This window comes from Nostoc sp. DedSLP03 (assembly GCF_034530815.1).
Classification (GTDB): Bacteria; Cyanobacteriota; Cyanobacteriia; order Cyanobacteriales; family Nostocaceae; genus Nostoc.
In genome coordinates, this window is the sequence record NZ_JAVRCK010000032.1 from 64,128 (window position 1) to 83,691 (window position 19,564).

Here is a 19,564-nt window from a genome sequence, read left to right on the forward strand (position 1 = left end):
GACAGAGAAAAGTATGAAAATTGTGATTGCTGCCGCCTCCGGCAATATTGGACGACGTACCGCAGAGAAAGTTGTCCAGACTGGAGCCGAAACCATTCTTTTAACACGACATCCAGAGAAATTAGCTGATTTAGTGTCTGTGGGTGCCACGGTGAAGCCAATCAGCAGCGATGATACCCAAGGGTTGATCGAGGCAACCCAAAATGCAGATGCTTTGTTTTGGCTAACTCCACCAAAACTTGATGCACCTAGTTTACGCGACTGGTACATTCAGACAGCAATGACTGGAGCTAGAGCAGTGCGTGAGAACGATATTAAACGAGTTGTCAATATTTCTGGCCTGGGTGCAGGTGCAGGGTCAGATTTGGGTACAGTTACATTCGTTGGAACCGTTGAATCGATCTTCAATCAAACTTACTCGAATGTGCTGCATTTGCGTCCTGGCTATTTCATGGAGAATTTTCTAGGACAACTCAAGTTTATTCAGCAAAGCAACGCCGTATATTTTTCCTATGCCAGCGATCATGATATTCCCTGGATTAGTACAGATGACATCGGTGATGAAGCTGCAAAATATTTACTTGATAACCGCTGGGCAGGACAATGGACTCGCAATCTAATGGGGCCAGAAAATCTAACGCTCCTTGAAACCACTGCTGTTGTCTCGCAAGTGCTGAATCGTTCAATTGAATATGTTCAGGTGACGGTTGAATCAATCCAGCAGCAACTTGCATTGACTGGAGCGACAACGGATGTTCAACGAGAGTTAGGGAATCTGTTTCGTGCCCTTGGTAATCCTGATGGCATCTATGCGACGCCACGAACACCTGAAGCAGTTACGCCAACTCGATTTAAGCAATTTGTAACCGACAAACTACTCAAACATATTCTGACTTAATAAGTAAGTCATGAGGAAAATTTATAAGTATGTAACAAACAATTAAGTAGAAGAATTAGAGTTAAATCTTACACATACCGTTTCACCTTAAAATTGATACAGATGGCAGGCAGGGGGAGCAGGGGAGGCAAGAAAAGTGATTTGTATCAAAAATTTCGTGAAATGGTATTACAGCCGAATCTGGTCAGGCAAGTTGCCCAAGCGTCTGAAATCGATACAGCGCGGCTCAACCTCATGAACCATCTGGGTCAACAGGACTTAAATCTTCAGCATATTGCCATGCTGCTTTTAACTGAGGTGCGATCGGGTGGCATGATGGGGCGATTGTATGTCGAATCACTGACGAATGTATTAGTCGTTCATCTGTTGCGACATTATGCTAAGTCGGCACACATCATTACACCTGAAAACAGAAGTTTAACTCACGCCCAGTTGCAGCAAGCGATCGATTATATTCACACTTACCTGAATCGAGATTTGTCATTAGCTGAACTCGCAAGCGTCATCAATATCAGCCCAACTTACTTTGCCAGTTTGTTCAAACAAGCAATGGGAATTTCACCGCATCAGTATGTGATTCAACAGCGGGTGGAACAAGCAAAATTGATGCTGAAGAAAACAGATTTAGCGATAACCCTTCGGGATAGCTTCGCTTACCGCAGACATCGCTTTACAAGTCGGTTTCTCTAGTCAAAGCCATTTGACCCAACAGTTTAAGCGAATCACTGGAATGACTCCAAGGCAGGTTCGCTAAGTTCATAAGAATCTGATAAAGTGCCGTAAGAATCTGAAAGAAGTCAAGCATCGGAACTCAATACACTTTATATAGATACAACTAGGAAAATCCAATACAGACAGCACCGCATATAGAGCAATATACAACTGCTTCATACTTTTGCCACTTAATCTAGCACAGACCCAAAAGGATATCCTTTCCTTGGGTAAACCTACTAGCTGAAAATGCAGTCGTTGATTTTCTTAGTGGTGTTCGGTGCTGACCTCGATCTAGCGAAATCGAGTTATACACAATTGTCACCTGAACCGTATCAACCGTTTATTGACAAATTAGACCTGAAGCAGTTTTACTCGCTGTCCATTCCCAAGAGTTACCTCTACTGTACTGAAGACACTGCATTGCCCCAAGGTGAGTGGGGCTGTCATCCCAGGATGTCTGGTCGCTTGGGGCTATTTCGGCTCGTGCAAATGCCGGGTGGTCATGAGGTGATGTTTTCTAATCCTATCGGTCTAGCAGAAAAGATTATTGTCGCAGGGCGCGACTAGCCGCGAAAGTTCATCACAGGCATCTGACAAATCATTGTAAGAATCTGAAAGAAATCAGGTACTTCGACTCACTACACTTTAGATACATTGAACAGCAATCAGCAAAGACTCAATCCTGACTAACTGTTGAACTATTAGGAGAAATACAATGACTACCTCTCGTGAACTATTGCTCAAGCCAGGTCAAGGACATTCCCTCTCAGTTGTAGGAGATATTCTTACCTTCAAGGCAGTGGGCGAAGATACCAATGGACAATACACGCTCGTCGAGTTGCAAGTTGATCCTGAAATCGGGCCGCCGCCACACATTCACCATCGAGAAGATGAAGCGTTCTATATCCAAGAGGGCGAACTGGAGTTTCAACTCGGCGATCAAATTGTGATTGCTACTCCTGGAACCTTCTTATATTCGCCGAAGGGACACCTGCATACCTTTAAAAACCTCACAAACCAACGCGCCAAGATGTTGGTTTGGTATATGCCTGCGGGAATTGAGAAATACTTTGCCGAAGTCGGTGTTCCAGTAGACGACCCAGAGGCTTCATCACGCCCAGCCACCCCAGAAGCGATCGAGCGAGTTTTGGCAGCAGGCCCCAAGTATGGCATCGAATTCATCGCGTGAATTAGATTACAACGCTCTTTCCTACACAATAGACACCATGAGAAAGCAACTGATCAATCCGCCACAACGTTATGATGGCAGACCGCACGGACTGTCCCATGCTGTTATCGATACCCGATGCGGTATCGTTTACATTTCTGGTCAAGTTGACTGGGATGCAAACCATCAAGTATCCTCCCATACTGTCGAGGGTCAACTCAGGAATGCGCTGACTAACCTAACCATCGTCTTGGATGCAGCGGGGAGTTCTGTAGAGAATTTGCTTCACCTTCGCATCTATGTCCGGGGTGAACTTGGAGAACATATGGAGGCGATCGCACCAATTCTCGTGCAATTTCTGGCAGAATCGCGCCCCGCTGTTACTGGCATCGGCGTTGCCTCACTTGCCTCAAAAGAAACATTGGTTGAGATTGAGGCAACAGCAGCACTTAAGTGACCCACTGCTCGTTATCCATGTTAGAGCGATCGCATTGGTAACAAAGGAGAAATCATGAAATCTAAACAGCGCATTGTGATAGAGCGACTGCAAAAAGCACAGAATGCCCATGACCTGGAAGCGTTTTTAGCCTGTTTTGCACCTAACTTTCAGGGCAATCATCCACGCCATCCTGAGCACGGTTTCCAGGGAGTTTAGTTGGGTTTCAGTTTCAAGGGTTCTCTCCTGAAAATGCCAGTAAAAATGGAGTCATGGGGCTGACGCGATCGGCTGCTCTCGACTATGCCAAACAGGGCATCCGGATCAACGCGGTGAATCTCGGCTATATTGTGACTGAGATTACGAATCGCGTAACCAATGGGTAGAGGACATGGCTGATAATTTAGCATCTATGGTTCCAATGGAGCAGATGGGTCAGGTAGAAGAAATTGCTCAAGTGGTGGTTTTTCTATGTTCTGATGCTGCTAGCTACATCACTGGACAACCTGTGGCGATCAATGGTGGATACACAACAAGCTAAAAGGCAAAACCATCATGTTCATAGTATTAGCAACTCTCAGGAGCAAGGAATAATTCCTTGGCAGAGAGTTTAGCTGCTTGGAACTATTTCGGCTCGTACAAATGCCGGGTGGTCATGAGGTGATAGTTTCTAATCCGGTCGGTCTAGCAGAAAAGATTATTGTGGCAGGACGCGCCTAGCAGTGAAATTTCAAATAAAACTAACACCAAACGAGGTTCATTTGGTGATGATGCAAGCTCAAATGCCCTACACCGTTTTGCACGATGGAGTTTTAACTCATCCAACGATGACCAAACTCTTAAATAGGCTGTCTTATCATCTTTCTTATGGATGAATTCATAATCTACTTTTAGACAGTTTTTATAATTTAAGAAAAACAACTATGCTGTTACTGACAACAAAAAGTAAAATTTTTTTTAACTTCGCTATAATCTAGTTGTCAAGTAGTTTTACTGAATAGTTTTTTGACTGTCCACTAAACGATAAAATGTTTAGCTCAAAAATCTGAGCTTATTTTATTGACTAAGATTTTCTACAAACTCACTTCTTTAAGTGGCGTTGTATAGTTGCAGGATGATTTAGTAACTTGCAAAATTCCTCTCCTGCAATGCCAGCCTAAGAACAGCTTGCCCCAATTCATCCCACTGTTCTACAACGCCCTTTAGGTCGTATTCACTCAGCTAAACCCTATTCCCAAGCCTCATAAATTGGCTAAGGTATTGATCTTCATAAAGGATTTGCCTGCCTTTTAAACATGGTCGTTCTGCTGAAAACCAACCTCAAAACTTTAGTTCACACTTATGTAATTCTGTTTTCTAGTGAATGTCCACGAAACGATCAAATGTTTAGCTCAAAAACCTGAGCCTATTGTATTGACCAAGATTTTCGACAAACTCACTTTTTTAGGTGGCGTTGCATAGTTGCAGGATGATTTAGTAACTTGCAAAATTCCCTTCCTGCAATGTCAGTCTAAGAACAGGTTGCCCCAATTCATCCCACTGTTCTACAACGCCCTTTAGGTCGTATTCACTCAGCTAAACCCTATTCCCAAGCCTCGTAAATTGGCTAAGGTATCGATGATTGAAACTATTTTTTCATCAATATCTTTATACAGCAAGAGTTTTATAAAATCTGTGCTTTTGCCCTGCCAGTTTGAAGATGTTGTGTGATTGGCTAACTTATTATTTGGTGAAGAGAGATGAAAAACAATACTATGTCAAAATACTGGGAAATTTGTCGAATTAATCCTGCCAGTGAAAAAGCTGGATATGATTACCATTTAGTTCCTCAAGCACAAGATTTTTTTCATAAGCAATTTGAGGAGATCGATCGTCCATTCACTTCTGAAAATAGCGACATTCAAGTGGATTTATTATTACTATTTCATAATCAAAATTCTGCGAATTTTACAGGTAGTGCGAAAGCCGGATTTTGTCTGAGGTGCGCTGTTTCTTACCCTATCCTCAAAGCTTGCAAAAAAATTGACAGTTTGTTCGGTGGGGAAAAATCTTTTTCCTACCTGGATTTACTGCCCTACGTTCTCAACGATGATGGTCAAACTCCAATCATTCTTAATAGCGATCGCAAAACTCAACTTCAATTGAATTGCAAAGGTGAATTTCAGATAACCTCTTACAAATTTTTTAGTGTTGAAGTTTTGCGAACATTTCAGCCCACATCCAATAACATGAGTTTAGACAATTGGGCATATTTGCAAACTAAACAAAATCCCGAAATCAAAGATTTTTTATCAGAATTTGGTTTTCAAAAATTGAGTGATTGGGCACTTTTAAATCGAGCCAGAGATAAACAAATTAAATGTTTATCAGTGCGCGATCGCCACCTAGTAGAAATTTTTCATGCAGTCTATCGTCGAGACAGGCGTCAGTACCGACAAAAAGGAGCCATAAAATGTCCCGATCCTACTTTTGCTCAACTTCAAGAAATACTAACTCTCGCTAGCGAACAAAAACTTGCTATTAACGATACCACTGAGTTACTTGAAGAACTCAAACAAATAGCAATCCAGCTAAGACAGTATGATATTTGGAGTTACAGAGAACCTTTGGAGATCCGCGACCCTGATACTGGAAGCGATATCCTCAGACAAGATTTACCTCATGATTTCCTTAACGAATTAGATATAGAACAGTTAGAACAGCAAGATTTTTTGGAATTTTTGCATCAACAACTTCAGGTTGCTTTGGTTCAGACAATAGAACAAGAAATACTTGTTCGCATTTCTCAATTGAAAAAAAGCAAAAAGTATGCAGTTTTCGCTCAAAAACTTCTTCCTGGCTTACAACTATATTACGCTCAAAAATTATCTCTTAAAGAGATTGTACCCCTATTAGGAATGACTAGTTGGGATCAAGCTAGAAGAATATTGAATCCTGGCGACATTCTTAACAATGTTCGGCAACTGACAGTGCAACAGATGCTCGATAGAACATTAGAAAAAGGTCGAAGTATGGGCTTAACCAAAACTATCCCCGAACCAGAATATCTCAAAACTTTGGTTGAACAAATTGAAGCTTTTGCCGACCAAGAAATCTTCCAAGAAGCTTTAGAAGAAATTAGAGTCGGGAAGAATCGGGAAATGAACAGTTTATATGCTCGGCAACTTCGTCTTTACTTAGAACAACATACCTAAATGTATAAATGGAGTCAAGTCATGATTGATTTTCCAATTAATTCCATTGATTTTAGACTTTTGCAGCCAGAAGTCATAGAACTGGAACTAGAGCATTTCCAGCAGGCAACAAAGATTAGTGCCAAAGTAACTAGTGAAGCACTCTCTTGGCAAACATATCTAAATGTACTGGCGCTACTTAGTTTTAAAGAATGGTTGAGTAAACGAATACTAAATCAAGTAATTCATCAAAATCTCAATGCAATTGGTACTGTTGGTCATCTCTGTGTTGGGGAATTTAAAATTTGTGTAATTGCTACAGAAAATTTACTTGATGAAGTGGTAAATATTTCTCAGTATGCGATCGAGCAACAGCAAGCAAGGGCTGATTTTTATGTACTGTTTGAGGTGTTAGAGGAGCAAGAACAAGCGATTTTTAGAGGGTTTCTGGATTACAACCAACTAATGAATTATCTTCAAAGATTCGATTTGCAACTCTCATCTAACGGTTGTTATCAGTTACCGTTTTCTTTATTCGATCCAGAACCAAATCACTTGTTATTCTATTGTCGTTTTTTGCAACCGTCAGCTATATATTTACCTGTTGCTTCATCTGCAACAAATACTTCGTTGCCTTTACAAACATCTTTCAATCAAACTAGAACTCAATTAAGTCAATGGTTACAGGATGTCTCTAGTTATATTAATGTTGTGAAGTTACAAGTATTGGCTACTTGGCTATTTTCTGCTGTCTTAGTTAAGGCAGTTGCAGATGAATTATCTTTACCTTTTGTCTGGATTTATTTAGAGATAGTTTATCGGGGTTTATATCATTTGAACATTGCCTATAACAAAGGCAAAGCTACAGATACAGTCAAGTATTTTACAGAAATAGAAAACCAAGATTTAGGTGCGGTCAAAGCACTGCGAAAGCCTCTCCCGAATCTAGATTTATCACGTTTTCCTCTACCCAGTTTGACAAACGCGCAGTTTTCTTAGCCTATTACTGATGTTAAGGTGTCGGGTGTGGTGAAAATGCCAAAATTCTCACCACACCCCATACCCCATATCCTGTCTCAATCAATCATACGTTCTTTTACCAATCTCCCATTTCGTTACTGCACTATCTGCTTGCTTTGGGATAAAACTGCATAAGTTGATTTTACTGATACCTATAAGTAATTAAGCAAGCTGTCAAATGAAGAGATTTATATAAAAAAGCCTACTTCAAGAGGATTATTTCCGAGAATATATTTATTCTCATCTAAAAGTAAATTGGGAAGAACAAATGTTTTACGACAGTGGTGACTTTAAATTTACAAAAAATCTGGAATCCAACTGGCTGGTTATCAAAGAAGAATTAACCCAGCTACAAAAAGCAGATTTTATGCCCTGGCCGGAAAAGTATTTGTATAAAAAAGGCTGGGAGGTATTTGGCTTATATTCTTTTGGCAAAAAATTAGACTATAACTGTAGTTTATGTCCAGAAACAACAAAATTAGTAGAATCTATCCCTGGAGTTACTACAGCTGGTTTCTCTTCGCTAGCACCAGGAACTCATATTGCTCCTCATGTAGGAGACTCATCAACTGTACTTCGCTGTCATTTGGGTTTATTTGTTCCTGATAGCTGTGGTATCAGAGTTGGCAATCAAACGAAAACTTGGTCACAAGGCAAGTGTATGATTTTTGACGATACATTTGAGCATGAAGCTTGGAATCAAAGCAATCTCGTCAGAATTGTGTTGCTACTTGACTTTGAAAAACCTATTTCTCAGCTTCCTCACAAAGAACAGAAGAGGGGGTTGGAGGTAGGGTAAATTCTTGACAAATTAGATTTGTAGCATTGCAGTAATTGAGGAGATTATTTCAAAATGAGTACAAATTTCCCATTATCTACCAATCAGCGTGATTTTTATATTGACCAAATGATGTGGTCTGAAGGTTCACACTGGAATATCGGTGCGGTTGCAAAGACTCTCGGCCCTTTTGATATTGAATGTTGCAGGTTTTCTCTGAATCTGTTAGTCCGCAACAATGCTGCATTACGTATTCGTATTTATGAATATGAAGGCAAGCCGTTACAAACGATAGCGCCACCCCAAGATGAAAAATTTCCACTAGTTGATTTTTCCAATTATAGAGATAGCCAAGAGCGTGCAGAACAATATATTAAAAAGGATTTCAGCAAGCCTTTTAAGTTTGGAGAAAATTCTTCACTATTTTATTTAAAAATTATTCGCCTCAGCGATGAAGAACACATTGTTTATGGTAAGTATCATCATATCATCACTGATGGATGGGGCACGTCTATCTTCTTTAGGGAAATGATTAACACCTACAATCTGATAAAAAGTAATATTTTTAATGAAGCTCAAAAAATAGAAAAAGATTTTTATTTAATCAATTATCTTCAAGAGGAATCTGAATATCTTCAGTCGAAACTATTTGTCAGTGATAGTAATTATTGGAGTCAGCGTCTAGGTGGGTTTTCGCCGAAAATTTTTCCAGAAATTGCACCGCTAAAACTTCAAGGAATTCGTCGGGAAATCTATATCACCCGCGATAAATACGACCGAGTTAACGCATTTTGCGAACAAATGCGCTCTAGCGTTTTTCATTTTATTATCTCTGTACTGCTGATTTATCTATCTGAGCGCTATGACAAGAATGATTTGACTATTGGCGTGTCTCTCCTAAATCGCAACAAAAAGGAGTATAAGGAAGCGATCGGGCTGTTTGTTAGTATGTTACCGTTTCGCGTTGAATTTAATGGCGATGAAACCTTAAGCGAGCTTATGGAAAAAGTACGCTCTCTATTACGACAAGACTATCGCCACCAACGCTTCCCCGTCGGAGAGATGAAGCGAATTCCGGCTTTGAATTGCTCTAGTAACGAGTCTCTTTATGACATTATTCTCTCTTACGAAAAACACGACTACAGCGAAACTTGGTGTAATACTCAAACAACTTGCACTCCCCTCTACAGTGGCGAACAGAAACTACCGCTAATTATCTATGTTCGTGAGTTCGATCGGACAAGAGATGTCAAAATCGATTTCGACTTCAACCTTTCCTATTTGGATTCTGCAACTATCGATGAGATGGTTTCCCACTTCCAAAAGTTTTTTGATGTAGCTTTAGAGCATTTCGACAAATCTATCCTCTCTTTTGCAGAAACAAGTATTCCAGAAACCGAGCTTTCGGACATGAAAAAACTAGAAGAATCGCAAACCCTGGTTTCAGTATTTGAAAATATTGCCAGAACTTATCCCCACCGTCAAGCAGTCCAATTTGAAAATGTTACCCTGACATACGCCGAACTAGATGCACGCGCCAACCGTCTTGCTCATTATTTGCGAAGCACAGGGGTAAAACCAGAAACGCGAGTGGGATTGTGTCTAGAGCGTTCTGAAAACATGGTGATTGCTATCCTTGCCGTACTGAAAGCAGGTGCTACTTATGTTCCTTTAGACCCGAAATATCCTTCTTCTCGGCTGCAATTTATACTGAAAGATAGCGGAATTTATTTACTGATAGCAGAAGAATCAATTTTAGCTCAATTAAGTAACGAGAAAGTAAAAGCATTTACCCTTGAGTCGATCGCGGATGAAGTGACAAAGCAGCCAGATACCCCTTTGCAAATCTCGCTTCACCCAGCAATTCCTGCATATATCATCTATACCAGTGGTTCAACTGGTACTCCTAAAGGCTGTGTAGTAACCCATGCTAATCTCATCCACTTGATGGGTTCTACAGAATCTTGGTATGGCTTCAATCAAGAAGATATCTGGACTGTTTTTCACTCCTTTGCTTTCGATTTTTCCGTCTGGGAATTGTGGGGAGCATTGCTCTATGGCGGGAAAGCAATTATTGTGCCATTCTGGTTGAGTCGCTCTCCTGAAGCCTTCCGCAACTTTCTAGCAACGGAAAAAGTCACCGTACTTAACCAAACACCTTCTGCTTTCTACCAACTGATTCACGCAGATGAGGCCAGTGGGAGCAAATTGGCATTGCGCTACGTAATTTTTGGCGGTGAAGCATTAAATCTACAAACTCTACTCCCTTGGTTTGAGCGATACGGTGACAAATTGCCAAGTTTAGTTAATATGTACGGGATTACAGAAACCACCGTGCATGTTACCTATCGTCCGATTCTTCTCAGTGATGTTATCGGCAACAGTGGTAGTTTAATTGGTGAGACAATTCCCAACCTCAACATATACTTGCTTAATGAAGAACTTGAATTAGTTGCAGAGGGTGAGCCAGGGGAGATTTATGTGGCTGGTGCAGGGGTTACTAGTGGATACTTGAATCGCCCCGCTCTGACTGCCGAACGTTTCCTGCCCAATCCTTTTGAAAATGGGAGAATTTACCGCAGTGGCGACTTGGGGCGTCGCTTAATTAATGGTGATATTGAATATCTTTGTCGCATAGATGAGCAGGTGAAAATCCGAGGTTTCCGCATTGAGCTAGGCGAGATACAGGCAGCCTTGACATCCCATCCTCAAGTACGTGAAGCCTTTGTAACCATCCATGAGGATGAAGAATCAGAAGATAAACGTCTTGTTGCCTATTATGTTGCTGGGGAATCCAACCCCACGGCGAATGAGTTACGCCAGCACCTAGCAAGCAGAGTTCCTGATTACATGGTTGCATCGGCATATATAAATTTAGATGCCTTTCCTCTCACAGTTCACGGTAAGATTAACGCTAAACTTCTGCCATTGCCAGACTGGAATTTGTTGCGGGTAGAAGAGCAATATGTAGCTCCTGGTGATGCCTGGGAGGAGAAACTTTGTACAATTGTGGCGGAAGTACTAGGACTGGAACGAGTCGGTATTGATGATAACTTATTTGAAATCGGCTGTGATTCGATTCTGGCTTTGCAAATAGTTGCAGCAGCCAGAAAGGAAGGTATTTCCCTGGCCATGAGAAATATCTACGAAACTCCTACTATTCGTGAACTTGCTGCTGACAAAGAATCAATTGCACCTGCTGCTTTAACTCATTCCCCTGCTTTCAATCTGATTTCAGAAGAAGACAGCAAGCGCTTACCAGAAAATGCAGAAGATGCTTATCCACTTTCTAATTTACAAAGTGGAATTCTGTACCACAAAGAAATGCATCCGGACTCAGCTATTTACCACGCAATATTCAGCTTTGAGTTGCGCCTTCCCTATTTGGAAGAAGCTTGGAAAAAAGCCTTAGCTGACATCTGTCGCATCCATCCCACGTTACGAACTTCCTTCCACTGGACGGGATACAGCCAACCTCTGCAAATCGTTCATCGAGAAATCGAATTACCTTTAGCTGTTTACGATCTGCGTGATTTAGGAGTAAAGGCTGACTATCAGGTTAAAGAATGGATTGAATCGGAAAAAGCTCGCCCCTTTGATGTCCAGCTTGCTCCCTTATTCCGCCTGACAATCCACCGTCTCTCTGATGATCGCGTGAGTTTAAGTTTCAGTTGTCACCACGTTATCGTGGATGGTTGGAGTGTAGCAACCTTGATGACACAATTGTTGCGGTGTTATCTGGAACATTTTGAAGGATTACCAACAGAACAACTAACCATATCTGCCAACACTTACAAAGACTTTATCATCCAAGAACAAAATGCGATCGCCTCCGAAGAGATGCGTCAATTCTGGGAAAATCGGTTGGATGGTTTAGAAGTCAGTACCTTACCACGAATCAAACAAGTTGCCAGCGAACACAAATCTGCACACAAAGTTGAACGCTTAGAAATTCCGATTGATGACAAGGTAACGAATAATTTGCGTGCAGTGGCAAAAAGCGTTGGAGTTCCACTAAAAACAGCGTTATTAGCAGCACATCTGCGCGTTCTTTCTTTCTTAACCGGACAAAATAATGTCGTTACTGGCAATATTTCTGATGCTCGTCCAGAAATTAACGACGGTGAAAATTTACTTGGTTTGTTTGTCAATACCATTCCTTTTCGGATGGAGTTACATCCTAGTAGTTGGTTGGATTTAATACAAGCTGTATTTCGTGCCGAAAATGAAATTATTCCTTATCGACAATTTCCTCTTTTGGAAATGCAACGCCTGACTCAAAAACGTCCGTTATTTGAGGTAGGCTTCCACTACGACCATTTCCACATTTACGAAGGCATTCTCGATTTACCTCAAATTGAATTTCTTAACTTATATCACTCTGAAGAATTAGACTTTCCCTTCGTGGCCAAATTCTCCCTTATCCCTGGTAGTTCTTCGCTGGAATTGAAATTGCTATATGACGCAAACCAGTTCGATAGCTCACAGGTTGAGCAATATGGCAAGTATTATCAAACTGCTCTTTCATCTCTGGCTACCAACCCCCTTGCGCCGTTCCACAGTCAATCTTTAATGTCGGATGAAGAACAGAAAAACTGGCTTTTGGCTGCAAACGTTGATAGTGAAAGTCATATATCCCAAGAAAGCCTTGTTTCTGCCTTTACCAAAGCTGCTGCCCAATATTCAGAAAAAGCTGCCGTTAGTTTCCAGGACGTAACTTTAAATTATGCCGAATTAGAAGCAAAATCAAATTGTCTGGCGCATTACCTCCAAAGTAAAGGTGTTGGCACAGAAACTTTAGTCGGGCTTTGTTTGAATCGTTCTGAAGAATTGGTGGTATCCATCCTTGCCATTCTCAAAGCTGGCGGAGCCTATGTTCCCATCGATCCCAGTTATCCCTCTGAACGTATTGATTTTCTCTTAAGCGACAGTGGAATTTCTCTACTTATAACTGAAAAAGAAGCTTTTTCTCAAGTTTCCTCCTGTCAAACCGAAATAGTTGTTCTGGAAGATATCGTTTCTGAACTAGATTCATACAGCCAACAACCAGTTGCAATCACAATATTACCAGACCATCCCGCCTATGTAATTTATACTAGTGGTTCCACAGGCACACCCAAAGGATGTATTGTCACTCACGGCAACGTCATCCGTTTGCTTAAAGCAACGCAAGAGTGGTTTGAATTTAACAGCGAGGATGTTTGGACTATGTTCCATTCCTACGCCTTCGATTTTTCAGTGTGGGAAATCTGGGGTGCGCTGCTTTATGGCGGTAGAGTTGCAGTTGTTCCCTATTGGACAAGTCGTTCACCGCAAGACTTTTTACAGCTAATCCAATCTGAGAAAGTTACTGTTTTGAACCAAACACCCTCCGCCTTTAAACAACTAGTACAAGCAGATGAGGGAGAACCAAAACAACTAGCTTTGCGTTACGTAATTTTCGGTGGAGAGAGCCTTGAACTGCAAAGTCTGCAACCGTGGTTTGATCGCTATGGCGACCAAAAACCGCAATTGGTGAATATGTACGGTATCACTGAAACCACCGTACACGTGACTTATCGTCCGATTAGTCAAGCCGATATTAACTCGAATCGAGGTAGCGTTATCGGTCAACCGATTCCAGATGTCAAACTTTACATTCTAGATGAGTATCTCGAACCACTTCCTGTTGGAGTTTCTGGAGAATTATACGTTGGCGGTGCAGGAGTAACGCGGGGGTATCTGCATCATCCTCGCCTGAGCGCACAGCGATTTATTCCTGATGTCTTCGCCAAGACTCCTGGTAGCCGTCTTTACCGTAGTGGAGATTTAGCACGTCGTCTTCCTGATGGCGAGGTAGAGTATCTCGGACGCTCAGACCATCAAGTGAAAATACGTGGTTTCCGAATTGAGCTTGGTGAAATTGAAACAGTTATGGCCAGTCACCCACAAGTTAAAGCCGCATTTGCTACCGTTCGCACAGAATTTGATGGAAATACTCGTATTGTTGGTTATTTTGTATCCGATGAAAAAGAAGACTTGGTAATATTTTTGCGCGATTTCCTCCAAGCCAGACTGCCAGATTATATGCTGCCAGCAGCACTTATACCGATTGACACTATTCCTTTGACGGTTCACGGAAAAGTTGACTCAGCAGCATTACCTGCACCTGATTGGACGCGAGCTATACAACCTTACGTTGCACCTCGGAACAACATAGAAGCAGATGTCTGCTCGTTCATGGCTGACATATTGGGGTTGGAACGAGTTGGAGTCATGGACGACTTCTTTGATATTGGCGGAGATTCTATCAGCGTTACACAACTGGTAACTCGCTTGCGAGAAATTTATAAAACCGAGCTTCCCTTACCAGAGGTTTTCTACAACGGTACCCCGGAAGCACTAGCACGTTTAATTGCTGCATCCCAACCAAATGAGACTACCACAAATATTCCCCGATCCAGCCGCAACAGACGAACTGTGAACTTGAGTAATGATGGTTCGCTAATTGCTAAGTAGGTAAACGCCAAATATTCCCGGATTCCCAACTTATTGAATAAATTGGGAACTCACTACTCAACAAAAAAGGTGCAAAAATATGCAGAATGTAATAAACACTATCCAAATCGATAAAGAAGTAGACTTATTTGAAAAAAATGGCTTTCTCGGCCCTTTTAAAGTATATGAGCCTGAGCAAGCAAAAGAAATTTTGAAAGAAGTGCGTGCCAAAAGTTTAGACAGAAGTAAAGCTTTATATGATAACCATGTCAACTATGACAGACACTTCGATATATCGACACTGAGTCAACACATTGCCCATCCAGAAATTGTCCGAAGACTACAGGCGATTATTGGGCGAGATATTGTTTGTTGGCGTACAGAGTTTTTCCCTAAATACCCAGGCAGTAAAGGTACAGAGTGGCATCAGGTTGAAACTTTTAAATACACCACAGGAAACGACCAACTTGTACCCACCGAACAAGATGAAAACACTCCTATGGAACTGACTGTTTGGATTGCCCTGACTGACGCTACCAAAGAAAATGGTTGTCTAAAGTTTATGCCTGGTTCCCACAAAGAATGGTACTTTGATGAGTCTAAAACTCCCAAAACAGGTCGAAATAAAATATACGATCCAATCGCATCAGAATCAACCTTTTTTGGATATAACTATTCAGAATTCAAAGTCGATCCAAATTGGGAACCAGATGAATCTAAAGCTTTGGCGATGGAAATGAAACCTGGAGAAGCAGTTATTTTCACAGCCCGTTGTATGCATGGTTCATATCCAAATACAACCAAACGCTCAACCAGATTTGGCATGAACTCAAGATATGTCCCTACACATGTGAAGGTCTATCCCAACCAAACTGATTTCATCGAACACGGTGGACATTTCGACTTATCAAACTATGGGTGTGTCTTAGTCTCTGGAGTTGACAAATACAACCACAATCGGTTTAGAACTGAAAACAATTTAGGCGTGAAGTTTCCAGCACCAATGTAATCTATAAGAGGTTGTTTGGAAAGTTGTAAGGTCGAGGGAGATTAGGTTTATCAGGTTTTGGTGTTAATAACAATATTTTTCAAACATCATCTGAAGAAACAATAGAGACGCGATTAATCGCGTCTCTAGCAATTCTCAATTATAAAATAATTCCTTAAAATCATGGAAGTCTACGTTTTTCCTCTTTCTCGCCCTCAAAAAAGACTTTGGTATCAAGAGATAATTCAGCCTGGAAATATTGCTTACAATATCCCTATTGGATTGCGATTTTCTGGCGAACTCAACCAAAAAATTCTAGAGAAAGTTTTTCAAACAATAGTTAATCGCCATGAAATTTTGCGAACAACATTTGCCACAGAAAATGGCGAGCCCATGCAATTAGTTCATGACGAAATGGTATTTCATTTAGAACAGAGGGTTATTGAATCTTCTGTAGGAGATATAGAAGAAGTTATTAAAGAAAAATTAGCCGCAGAGTCTTGCAAACCTTTTGACTTGGTGACAGGCCCCCTAATTCGAGCCATATTGTACAAAATTCAACCACAAGAGCATATTTTGTTTGTAAATATGCATCATATTGTTAGCGATGGTTGGTCTTTAGGGGTTTTTGTTCAGGAACTCACCCAACTTTACACTGCATACCTTCAAGAAGAAGAAATATCTTTACCGGAGTTACCAATTCAATACGGTGATTATGCTGAATGGCAAGAAAATTGGCTGCAAGAAGATGGAATAAAAAAACAACTCGCTAACTGGGAAAAAGACCTTGCAGATTTACCTCCAGCGATTGATTTGCCTTTAGATTACTCGCGCCCGATACAACAAACTTATAATGGGGCAATGGTGCGCGAACATCTGCCTTTAGCACTTACTAATTCTCTAGAAGAATTAGCAAAGCAAGAAGGTGCTACTTTTTTCATGGCAGCATTGGCTGTTTATCAAGTCTTACTGTATCGTTATTCCAATCAAACTGATATTATCGTTGGTAGCGCGATCGCTAATCGCCGACAAAGCGAACTAAATAACCTCATTGGTTATTTTGTCAACACTCTTGCCCTACGTGGCGACCTCTCTGGAAAACCTTCTTTCCGCGAATTTTTAGGGCGAATTTCCCGAACTTGCCTTGATGCTTATGCCAATCAAGATGTGCCTTTTGAAACTCTCGTAGAGAAATTATCAGCAAAACGCGACCCCAGTCGCTCGCCAATTTTTCAAACTTTATTTGTGCTGCAAAATGCACCTTTGGGTGAGATTCGCTTGCCAGGACTCAAGGTCAATCCGATACATCTGGAAAATGGTGGAGCGAAATTTGACCTTACTCTCATCCTGGAAGCTTCTACAGCAGGTTGGCTGCTAACGCTAGAATACAATACTGACCTTTTTAAGGAAGAGACAGCACGCCGAATACTAAAACATTATCAGCAATTGCTTGCTGCCGTTGTCAGTAATCCTGATGTTTGCATTAATTCCCTTTCTTTGTTAACCCCAAGAGAACGTCAGAAACTTTTAGAGTTGAGTGATGCATCCAACTCCATCAACTGCGAAGAAACAAATTTAGTTGAGTTGTTTGCCAAGAGTGTCGCCACCTATCCCAACAGAATCGCCGTCACAGCATCAGGAACAACATTAACTTATCGAGAATTAGACCAACGCTCTGACAGGTTGGCAAATTTTCTGCGTCGCCAAGGTGTTTGTTGTGAAGTTCGAGTAGGTATTTACCAGGAGCGTAACGAGGAGTTAATCGTCTCCCTACTCGCTGTTTTAAAGGCAGGCGGAACTTATGTACCTCTTGACCCTGCTTATCCAGCCGAGCGCATTATTGATATTGTAGAAGACAGCAATATTGCTCTGTTGCTGACGGAAGAAGCTTTGCTTGCATCTGTTCCCCCAACTAAGGCCCAAGTGGTGGTTGTTGACAAGATTGAGTTTTCACTAGATGAAGATATGGGAGGATGCGATCGCATATTTCCTGCTCAAGCAGCTTATATTATTTATACTAGTGGCTCTACGGGAAAACCGAAAGGTTGTGTTGTGACTCACGGCAACGTCACTCGACTCATGCAGAGTACAGAACCTTGGTTTGAATTTAACGAAAACGATGTCTGGACGCTGTTCCACTCCTACGCTTTCGATTTTTCTGTGTGGGAAATTTGGGGCGCTTTGGTTTATGGTGGAAAACTGGTGGTGGTTCCTTACTTGGAAAGTCGTTCTCCTGAAACTTTTCGGGCTTTATTGTTGAACGAAGGTGTAACTATTCTCAATCAAACTCCTTCTGCTTTCCGCTCGTTGATTCGTGCTAACAGGGAAACTGAGGATAAGCTCAATTTGCGGGCGGTGATTTTCGGTGGCGAAGCTTTGGAATTACAAAGCTTGCGCCCTTGGATAGAGCGCTACGGCGACGAAAACCCGCGTCTAATTAATATGTACGGGATCACTGAAACTACCGTCCATGTTACTTACCGCCCCATTTCCTTGGCGGATATCGAACAAAATCGCGGTAGTGTCATTGGTAAACCTATCCCAGATTTATCGCTCTACGTGCTGGATGAGGGATTAGAACCGACACCGATTGGCGTTCCAGGGGAAATTTATGTTGGTGGGATGGGTGTATCTAGAGGATATCTCAACCGAGCCAAATTAACTGTGCAAAGATTTATACCCGATCCCTACAGCAAAAAACCGGGAGCTAGGTTATATTGTACGGGGGATATCGCCCGACGTTTACCTAATGGGGATTTGGAGTATCTCGGACGCAGGGACGAACAAGTGAAAGTACGTGGTTTCCGTATTGAGCTTGGTGAAATTGAAGCCGCGTTGGCTGGGCTACCGGAAGTTGCAGAGGCTGTGGTTGTAACCCACTCGGAAAACACCGAAGATAAGCGTCTGGTTGCTTATATTGTTATTCGTAGTCAGCCGCTAGATCAAAGTCAATTGCGTGCTGTTTTGAAAGAGCGTTTACCCGACTATATGATTCCGGCGGCGTTTATATTCCTAGATGCTATGCCTCTAACCGCTCAAGGTAAAATTAACCGCAAAGCATTACCTGCACCTGATTGGAATCATCATAGCGCTGAACGCGCGATCGCGCCTGGTCAAACACCTGCTGAAAAGATAATTTGTCAGGTTTGGGAGCAAGTTTTAGGAATTAATCTTGTCGGTGTAGAAGATAATTTTTTTGAGCTTGGCGGTGATTCGATTTTGGCTTTGAAAGTAGTCACTGAAATACGCCGTCAAGGTTGGGAATTAACGCCAAAAGACATCTTTAAACAACAGACAGTCAAACTACTTGCTCAACAAGCAAAAATACTATGTTTACAAACAAGTAATCAAGAGAAAGCTTTTGGTGAAGCGCCTCTAAGTCCGATTCAAAAATGGTTTTTTGAACTTGAAGTGCCAAATCCTCATCATTGGAATCAAACTTTGTTATTGGAAGTAAGCAAATCTCTGAAACCAGAGATAATTGCGGCAGCGGTGAGAGTGGTTGCAGCCCATCACGATATATTTAAATTGCGTTTTCAAAAGGAAGAAGGAATTTGGCGACAATTTTATACTGAAGACGAAGCGGCTTTTACTTTTGAAGTCGTGGAGCAAGTGTTGGACTACAAAGATGAGGTTTCGCGCTTGCAGCGATCGCTTGATTTATGTAACGGACCTCTAGCTCGTGTAATATGGTTAAATCTGGGAGAAGAATGCCCACCAAGGCTTTTGATTGTTTTACATCACCTAATTGTTGATGGTATTTCTTGGCGAATTATTACACAAGATTTAGCAGCAGTAATTGCTGCAATTATTCAAGATAAATCTCCTATTTTAGAAAATAAAACAACATCTTTCAAAGATTGGAGTGAATTTCTACAATCTTTTGCTAAATCTTCAGCTATTCAAAAGGAA

Annotated in this window: 14 protein-coding genes and 2 pseudogenes; all 16 read left to right on the forward strand. The window is 41.5% G+C overall.

Annotated elements, in window-relative coordinates; genetic code table 11:
* Positions 1–13: 13 nt before the first annotated feature.
* On the forward strand, positions 14–898 hold the full coding sequence (locus RM368_RS17060) for an NAD(P)H-binding protein (protein WP_322695156.1): 885 nt from the start codon (positions 14–16) through the stop codon (positions 896–898).
* 162 nt (positions 899–1,060) lie between these two features.
* Positions 1,061–1,588, forward strand: coding sequence for an AraC family transcriptional regulator (locus RM368_RS17065; RefSeq protein ID WP_322695157.1), 528 nt, complete (start codon positions 1,061–1,063; stop codon positions 1,586–1,588).
* Positions 1,589–1,598: 10 nt separating this feature from the next.
* Positions 1,599–1,652 (forward strand): hypothetical protein, encoded by a 54-nt coding sequence (locus RM368_RS17070; RefSeq protein ID WP_281486155.1) that lies wholly within the window; start codon positions 1,599–1,601, stop codon positions 1,650–1,652.
* Positions 1,653–1,858: 206 nt separating this feature from the next.
* Complete coding sequence (locus tag RM368_RS17075) at positions 1,859–2,179, forward strand: salicylate esterase (protein WP_322695158.1); 321 nt, start codon at positions 1,859–1,861, stop codon at positions 2,177–2,179.
* Positions 2,180–2,327: 148 nt separating this feature from the next.
* A complete protein-coding gene (locus RM368_RS17080) occupies positions 2,328–2,801 on the forward strand; it encodes a cupin domain-containing protein (RefSeq protein WP_322695159.1) in 474 nt (157 codons plus the stop codon).
* Entirely contained in the window at positions 2,779–3,237 is a 459-nt protein-coding gene (locus tag RM368_RS17085; protein ID WP_322695160.1) for a RidA family protein, read from the forward strand. Before RM368_RS17080 ends, RM368_RS17085 begins: the two co-directional genes overlap by 23 nt.
* A 54-nt stretch (positions 3,238–3,291) precedes the next feature.
* On the forward strand, positions 3,292–3,435 hold the full coding sequence (locus RM368_RS17090) for a hypothetical protein (protein ID WP_322695161.1): 144 nt from the start codon (positions 3,292–3,294) through the stop codon (positions 3,433–3,435).
* Positions 3,436–3,488: 53 nt separating this feature from the next.
* Complete coding sequence (locus RM368_RS17095; protein WP_322695162.1) at positions 3,489–3,602, forward strand: SDR family oxidoreductase; 114 nt, start codon at positions 3,489–3,491, stop codon at positions 3,600–3,602.
* Positions 3,603–3,607: 5 nt separating this feature from the next.
* Positions 3,608–3,757 carry an SDR family oxidoreductase gene (locus tag RM368_RS17100; protein WP_322695163.1) on the forward strand — a complete coding sequence of 50 codons (150 nt, stop codon included), beginning with the start codon at positions 3,608–3,610 and terminating at the stop codon, positions 3,755–3,757.
* Between the two features lie 1,213 nt (positions 3,758–4,970).
* Positions 4,971–6,410, forward strand: coding sequence for a hypothetical protein (locus RM368_RS17105; protein WP_322695164.1), 1,440 nt, complete (start codon positions 4,971–4,973; stop codon positions 6,408–6,410).
* A gap of 21 nt (positions 6,411–6,431) precedes the next feature.
* Positions 6,432–7,079, forward strand: a pseudogene (locus RM368_RS17110) (DUF1822 family protein); the annotation flags it as partial.
* A 12-nt stretch (positions 7,080–7,091) separates the two neighbouring features.
* Positions 7,092–7,355: pseudogene (locus RM368_RS38780) on the forward strand (IS4 family transposase); the annotation flags it as partial.
* Between the two features lie 322 nt (positions 7,356–7,677).
* The gene (locus RM368_RS17115) at positions 7,678–8,208 is read left to right on the forward strand and encodes an aspartyl/asparaginyl beta-hydroxylase domain-containing protein (protein WP_322695165.1); all 531 of its coding nucleotides are present in this window, start codon (positions 7,678–7,680) and stop codon (positions 8,206–8,208) included.
* A 54-nt stretch (positions 8,209–8,262) separates the two neighbouring features.
* On the forward strand, positions 8,263–14,685 hold the full coding sequence (locus RM368_RS17120; protein WP_322695166.1) for a non-ribosomal peptide synthetase: 6,423 nt from the start codon (positions 8,263–8,265) through the stop codon (positions 14,683–14,685).
* A 79-nt stretch (positions 14,686–14,764) separates the two neighbouring features.
* Positions 14,765–15,673, forward strand: a complete 909-nt coding sequence (locus RM368_RS17125; protein ID WP_322695167.1) for a chlorinating enzyme — start codon at positions 14,765–14,767, stop codon at positions 15,671–15,673.
* Positions 15,674–15,835: 162 nt separating this feature from the next.
* On the forward strand, positions 15,836–19,564 hold a 3,729-nt coding region (locus RM368_RS17130), incomplete at its 3' end, for an amino acid adenylation domain-containing protein (RefSeq protein WP_322695168.1).